Below are 6530 nucleotides of genomic sequence, written 5' to 3'. Positions count from 1 at the left end.
CCACCAGAAATATTGGTGGGAACCAAATTACCTCCGTTCACTGCTCTCAGGAGAACGGCCGCCGTGAGGTGCTTACGGCCAATTGAACCGCGCGCCTTCCACGATTTCCCGTGAGATTGCACGTAACGGCGGAACAGGCCACTATCGAGCTCTGGAAGCGGATGAGCGAGCCTCGCAGGCTGCTCTGCGACCCAAACGCTGCCTTCTGGAACGGAACCGGCGCTTGCGCTATGCGGTCGAGCGTAAGCTTTGCCGCGAATGGTCTCCAGAGCAAGTGAGCGGTTGGCTTAAGAACCGGTATGCCGATGACGAGGCGATGCGCGTGTCTCACGAGACGATCTATCGCAGCCTGTTTGTGCAAGCGCGCGGCGTTCTGAAGAAGGAGCTGCAGTATCACTTGCGGACTCAACGGAAGATGCGTCACTCACGCTTCTCCAGCACGAAGGGCGCTCGCAATAAGATTGCTGACGCGGTTTCGATTCACGAGCGACTACCTGAAGCAGCCGACCGTGCGGTACCTGGTCACTGGGAAGAAGATCTTGTCAGCGGCGCCAACAATACTCATGTCGCCACTTTGGTCGAGCGGCGCTCGAGGTTCACCATCATCGTCAAGGTAAAGGGAAAGGACACTGTGAGCGTTGTGGCGGGCCTGAAGCGCGAGGTCAAGCGGTTGCCGCAGCATCTACGCAGATCGCTCACGTGGGACCGAGGCATGGAGTTGGCGAACCACAAAGACTTTACGATCGCCACGGATGTGAAGGTCTACTTCTGCGACCCGCGAAGTCCTTGGCAACGTGGTACCAACGAAAACACGAACCGACTCATGCGTCAGTATTTGCCCCACGGTACGCAACTTGATCAATACTCGCAGGCGCAGCTGAACAAAATCGCAGCACGGCTCAATGAAAGGCCCAGAAAGACGTTGGGCTTCATGTCTCCGGCCGATAAACTACGCGTGGCTGTTGCAGCGACTCATTGAACCTACCCAGGCCTTTTTTAGAATGTCGCGCTCCATCTTCAGCCGCGCCACTTCGGCACGAAGTCTCGACAACTCCATCTGCTCCGCGCTTACCGGCTTCGTGCCCACTGCGGCAAGCTTGCCTTCCTGCTCAGCCTTGACCCAGTTGGAAATCGACTGCGCCGGCACGTCCAGCGTCGCGGCCACCACCGCAACGCTCTGACCGGCTTTGACCAGTCGAAGTGCTTCCAGCTTGAATTCGAGCGTGTAGCGCGCCCGCTTCGTCTTGCTCGTCTTCTTGACTCTACTTGCTTGAGTTTAAACCCTCAGCAAGGGATTCGTTTTTCGGGGGCAAGGTCACCAGGACTTTTGCAGGCCTTCTTTAACAGACCCCAAATTTAATTTCGCAACAGCTTCTGAATCACATGCTCTAAATGGTGTTGCTGGTCATCATTCAAAAACTCCTATCCTAGCCATTCCAGAAGTGCTGTGCAACTCCGCAGTCAGATCAAGCGCAGTAGCTCCCAGCTCTGACGCCCACTCAGCTCACCGCAACACGAAATAAGGTCGGAAAAGGTTACAATATGAATATATATAGGAATGCATAGTATAACTATGCGGGATCTTGCGGCTTGCCCAAGGATTGACAGATTTCGGTAAATGTTTCCTCTGAAATGCCGCCGCTTCCGGTTCGCTGGACACGTCTTTGGAAGGGCGGAGCAGATGCCAAATTGCCCCCTGCAGAGCAAACAATCGCAGCAAGGGATTGGTGATCGCGAACATGAATGCTGAGGTTTTCGACAACCATATATTGGCCAGACCGAACGCAGCGCACGATAGTATCGTGCGTCCTCTGACTGCCAGGTTTCGCCAATTGGCTGGCAATTTCGTCTTTCCACCATTTGTACGCATTCCTCCTGCAATACATTCATCCCAACCGGCTAACAGGTTCACTTCTTTTGCGCATCGAAACGTAATAAGACACGTAGTTGGCGATGATGACAGCGATTTACTAAAGGGTATCCAGATGTTGCACCCACAATTGCACAGATGCTGACCCTAACGAACGTGGCGACGGATGACAACGAAACGGCGGCGGTGATATTGGGTCAGCAACGACGCCGACGCGCGATGCGTCCATTCGAGGGTGGCAGTGGAAATGGCAACGGCCTTCAGGCTATTCGAGCAGCGGTCTTGCGTAGGGCATCGCAGAAACCGCGGAGCAGACATTCGGCCTGAGTGCGACGCAACGGCTGGGGTCCTCGACAAATTCCAACAGGTAGGCTGCCGCCATGGCGACATCGGCCAAGCAGTGCACAACAAGTACGCGGTCGGTCAACTTCGCGGACGACGTCAGCAATGGATGGGCCCTGGCCCGGTGGAAGGCTTGTTCAAACAGGCGGGGATTAGCTACGCACCGCAGAACGGGCCTGGATCTTGGCAACATCCATAATGCTTTGTGGACACGACAGTCAGGTGACCGCCTGAAGGATCCCATAGATCGAAGATGACCGAGCGCTTAGATTTTCTAACCAGCACTAAATGGCGACTCGTTATCGCAGTGCTTAACAGAATTTCCTGTACATGATTGGAGGGTTGCAATGTCCGCAGCGATTTTGAATGGGGCTTTAAACGTCGGCCCCGGCCTTTTAGATTTCACGGGTGGTGGGACCTCGCCGGAGTCGATGCCGCTCGACGGCATCTCAGTGCAGGAGCTACTAGGCGAAATCCAGCAACTACTAAACCTGCTACCAATGTCCGTCAACCAGACAGAAACGGGTAAGGCGCCACCCTCACCCATTGGCAGTACGGATGCCGAGATTTCAACACCTCAATCTCTTCCCTCGACGGGCAGTCTCGAGATGCCCGGCGCAACAGGCGCAAGCGGGCCAGCAATCAATAGTCCCCCGTCTGGCGGCAATAGCGCAAGCGATACCAACAACGACCTTGAAAATGCAATGTCGCAAACGGAGCAAAAGGACCCTACCCTGTATGACAAGACGATGAAAGACGGCAAGGATGGCGACGGCAATTCGCTCGTCGAGGATGAACTTCAGGCATACAAGGAAGGTGATATCAGCAAGCAACAGGCGATTGAAGAAGTTTCTGGAGCACAGAGCCTCGCGAATCAGAACGGCGGCGGAAAAATCAATCAAAAGGAGAAAGATAAGGCCCAATCGGCGCTGGGGGAGGACGTTATCAAGGGCGGCAAAAGTCGAGCCGCGCAAGCGATCGTGAATGCACTTGAGAGTCTTAACCCGTTCGGCGCCCTCGTAAAGGGAATCCAGAGCAAGACGTCCAAGACACAGCCCGAGAACATCCTTCAAGCCGGGCAAGGCGTAACGCAGCGAGCCACGCAGCAGGCGATGCAGGACATGTCGGAAGCAGATCCGAAGTTGGCACAAAAGTTTCTGCAGGACGCGGCCGGCGATGGCAATGCAATGGTCAGCGATATGGTTGATCTGAAGAACGAGGAGAACAGCGGCGCCGTGCCGAACACATTCACAGACCAGGACGCGCAGATGCTCGGTAGCCAGGTGGGCGACTACGGAAAGGGCAAGGTGAATTCGCCCGAAGACCAGGCATTCACGCAGACATTCGGGACCGATACGCTGTACCGCGGCTCGACACGAGGGTCAAAGGCGCTCGACAAGGTGGAAAGTACCGTCGGCAGTGTCTTGCAGTCAGTTGTGGCTCCCGTGACCGATACAGTCGGAGGCGTCGATGATCTCGTGCACGGCAAGATCGGTGATGCATTCAAGCAATTCGGCGATGCCCTCGGTGCAGCAGGAATGGATGCAGCGATGGTCGTGGCCCCCGAAGCTGCGCCTGAAATCGACATCGGCGCTGTCGCGGCTGACGGTACGGATGCTGCCATCACCGCGCGCAGCGCACTTGATCCAATCCTTAGTGGCACGAAGGCAATTGGCAAAGCCAATGACTACTCGAACGATGTCAACAATGGACTAAATTTCTTGGATGGAAACAACAACAACGGCAATGATCCTCTGAATGGCTAAAAGCCACTTAAACACTTGGCCTTTTGAATTTTCGATGTCCAGAAAGACATTGCGGATCCTTAACTCTTACCGGCACCGGGGCCGTCTAACATTCGGGCCAACTCTGGTTTCGCCTTTGGTGAACTGATTTTCGCATCGGATGCGCTAGGCCGTAGATTAATGCATATGCTGGGAAACGGTCGGCAATGCTTGATCCGAGATTCGGGCCGGCACCACGTATTCAACTGATATTTAACCGATGAGCAGACAACGATGAGCAGCGTAACCAACAACCCTTCAACTACTACTGCGGTGGACTACACCGCCTATCCGTCACCCAACTCGAGCAGCGTTGGTGACACGGACAACCGGCAGCAACTTCTTCAGGAGATCATGCGGATGCTGGACGGCGGCGGTGCGTGCCCCGCCCCGAGCACGCCCAGTGGCGGCGGTACCAGTAACGTCACCGCATCCTACAATCGACTGGTTTCGGATTTGTCGGCTAACGGCACGCCGGGCAGCACAATCGCTTCAGACGCCGCGAATCTTGGATCGACGTTGGATAAAGCCGGTCTCGGGAATTCGGATTTGGCGACAGCGACGAACAATGTAAAAGAGAGCCTGAGCGACGGCACCTTCAGTCAACAAGGCTCGCTGGCCGCGTTGCGAGGGGCGGCCCACAGGGACGGGTTGCAAGGCGCTTTGACTCCTCAAGTCGGGAGCAATAATCCTGTATTTGACGGCGGCTCCAAAATTCACACCCAAGAGGGTGGTCATGGCAGTCTCGTCGCAAATGCAAAAATCCTGGCGACTGAAATGTTTGAAGGTGCCCCTGCCTCGCAGATCAAAAACAATGCCTCAGCGCTAGAGACGGAAGCGGCAAACGCTGGTGACTCTGGTGTCGCAACAGCGGCCCAAAATATTGCCAACAGCATTGACGACGGGTCATATAGCGCAGCGGCAAGCGTATCGGCGTTGAAGGGTGCGGTACAGGCCGCTCCAGGCAACGTTTAGTTTAAGGAGGCGCGCTTCGGATCTGGATTGCTGGATACGCTAACTGGCCGGAGCGCATGCCGGGCGCGAAGGCGGCGCGACGGCCCCTCATACAGAGGGAGCCCAGATCTCCCTGGAAGCGGCACCAGCCCTGGGCGATCGGTGATCGACTCCAACGGGTGTCGGCCACACACCCAGTTATTTAAAGGTGCATAGGCCAGATGAATCTGAGTAAAGCCGAGCGCGAAGAACTGTTGTCGATGCAGCGCAGCCGAACGATGGCCGTTGGCCAGGTAAGGCGAGCGCGGTTAATCCTGCTGCTCGACGAAGGGGCCTCGCGCGGGGCGATCATGAACGAATTGCGATGCGATTCGCGTTTCATCACCACCTGGCAAACCCGCTTCGCCAGTGAGCGTCTGGCGGGGCTGTATGGCAGACACCCAGGTCGTGCGCCGCGTCGTGACCTGGCGCGTCTTGAAGCGAGAGTGCTTGACTACACGCTCAGGCGCAAACCGGCCGACGGTTCGACGCATTGGGGCAGCCGCAAACTGGCCGCGCAGTTGGGCGTGCCCTTCATGACGGTTCAACGTGTTTGGCGCAAGCACGACGTTCAGCCGCATCGTCTCGATACCGACATGGTGTCGAACGATCCCGACTTTGAGGACAAGGCTGCCGATGTGATCGGCCGGTATCTAAACCCGCCGTTGCATGCGGCGGTGTTCTGTGTGGACGAGAAAGCGGCCATTCAGGCATTTGATCGCGAAGACCGGATGTTGCCGCTCTCGCCCGGGCGCGCCGAAAGTCAAGACTTCGAATACAAACGCAACGGTACCCTGAGCCTGTTGTCAGCGTTGAATGTCGCCACCGGCGAAGTGATGGGCAAGACTGCGCCACGACATGCCAGTGCCCAGTTCGTCGCATTCCTTACCGAGGTGGCATCGGCGCAGCCCGCCCGAAAGGAGATTCACGTGATCTGCGACAACGTGAGCAGCCACAAGACCGACGCCGTTCAAACGTTTCTGGCTAACCATACGAACGTCTCGATCCATTACACTCCCACGTATTCGTCATTGCTGAACCAGGTCGAGAACTGGTTTGCCCGCATCCGGCGCGACGTCATCACGCGCGGAGTATTCACCAGCACCAAAGACCTCGACAAAGAACTCATGCGCTATATCCGCCAATACAACAAGCAGGCTGCCCCGTTGAAATGGAAGTATTCCGATCTAACTCGACGAATTCGGTGCAATTCATCCGGTTCAGCGGACTAGGTGCGCAAATGGCTGTGCTGCTACCATGAGGCGGGAGAGGAAGGTCTTCGCACTCAAAGCCGTCGTCCTCTGACCAGCCCGGCTCGAAAGGTCTCCGACGCTGATCGTGCAACAGTTCTTCGACTGCGGGCGGAGCGCAAGGGGGCATGGCAAATCCAGAGTGAGTTGCACTTTGCACGAGCAAAGAGAACTGTCCCTTGCGATCAGGCATAAGGTTCTGCGCGAGGCGTCTTGAGGTCGGTCGGAAGCCGTGGACGCCAACGGGTTAAGCAGCGAGCTGTTTCAGATAGTATCGCTGCGTGAATGCGA

General features: G+C 56.3%; 4 protein-coding genes and 2 pseudogenes. 5 read left to right on the top strand and 1 reads right to left on the bottom strand.

Going from position 1 to position 6530, the window contains the following annotated elements:
• The first annotated feature begins 82 nt into the window (after positions 1-82).
• Positions 83-979 (top strand): IS30 family transposase, encoded by an 897-nt coding sequence (locus tag QYH69_RS35555; protein WP_308836302.1) that lies wholly within the window; start codon positions 83-85, stop codon positions 977-979.
• A 9-nt stretch (positions 980-988) separates the two neighbouring features.
• Here the strand turns inward: QYH69_RS35555 and QYH69_RS35550 are convergent.
• Positions 989-1252, bottom strand: a pseudogene (locus QYH69_RS35550) (transposase); the annotation flags it as partial.
• 1307 nt (positions 1253-2559) lie between these two features.
• Here QYH69_RS35550 and QYH69_RS35545 point away from each other — a divergent pair.
• From QYH69_RS35545 to QYH69_RS35530, 4 genes and pseudogenes are all read left to right on the top strand, one after another.
• A complete protein-coding gene (locus QYH69_RS35545; RefSeq protein WP_308836301.1) occupies positions 2560-3978 on the top strand; it encodes a hypothetical protein in 1419 nt (472 codons plus the stop codon).
• Between the two features lie 252 nt (positions 3979-4230).
• Entirely contained in the window at positions 4231-4971 is a 741-nt protein-coding gene (locus QYH69_RS35540) for a hypothetical protein (protein WP_308836300.1), read from the top strand.
• 200 nt (positions 4972-5171) lie between these two features.
• Positions 5172-6221: an IS630 family transposase gene (locus QYH69_RS35535; RefSeq protein ID WP_308836299.1), complete on the top strand. Its 1050-nt coding sequence runs from the start codon at positions 5172-5174 to the stop codon at positions 6219-6221.
• Positions 6222-6450, top strand: a pseudogene (locus tag QYH69_RS35530) (IS481 family transposase); the annotation flags it as partial.
• Positions 6451-6530: the final 80 nt, after the last annotated feature.

The organism is Paraburkholderia sp. SARCC-3016 (genome assembly GCF_031119615.1).
Classification (GTDB): domain Bacteria; phylum Pseudomonadota; class Gammaproteobacteria; order Burkholderiales; family Burkholderiaceae; genus Paraburkholderia.
The sequence above is the reverse complement of the archived record's forward strand: the minus strand, read 5'-3'. Positions and strand labels throughout refer to the sequence as shown.

Bases quoted from the DNA above. Each gene is read 5' to 3' on its own strand.
- QYH69_RS35535 (WP_308836299.1), top strand. From the start codon at position 5,172: ATGAATCTGAGTAAAGCCGAGCGCGAAGAACTGTTGTCGATGCAGCGC.
- QYH69_RS35545 (WP_308836301.1), top strand. From the start codon at position 2,560: ATGTCCGCAGCGATTTTGAATGGGGCTTTAAACGTCGGCCCCGGCCTT.
- QYH69_RS35540 (WP_308836300.1), top strand. From the start codon at position 4,231: ATGAGCAGCGTAACCAACAACCCTTCAACTACTACTGCGGTGGACTAC.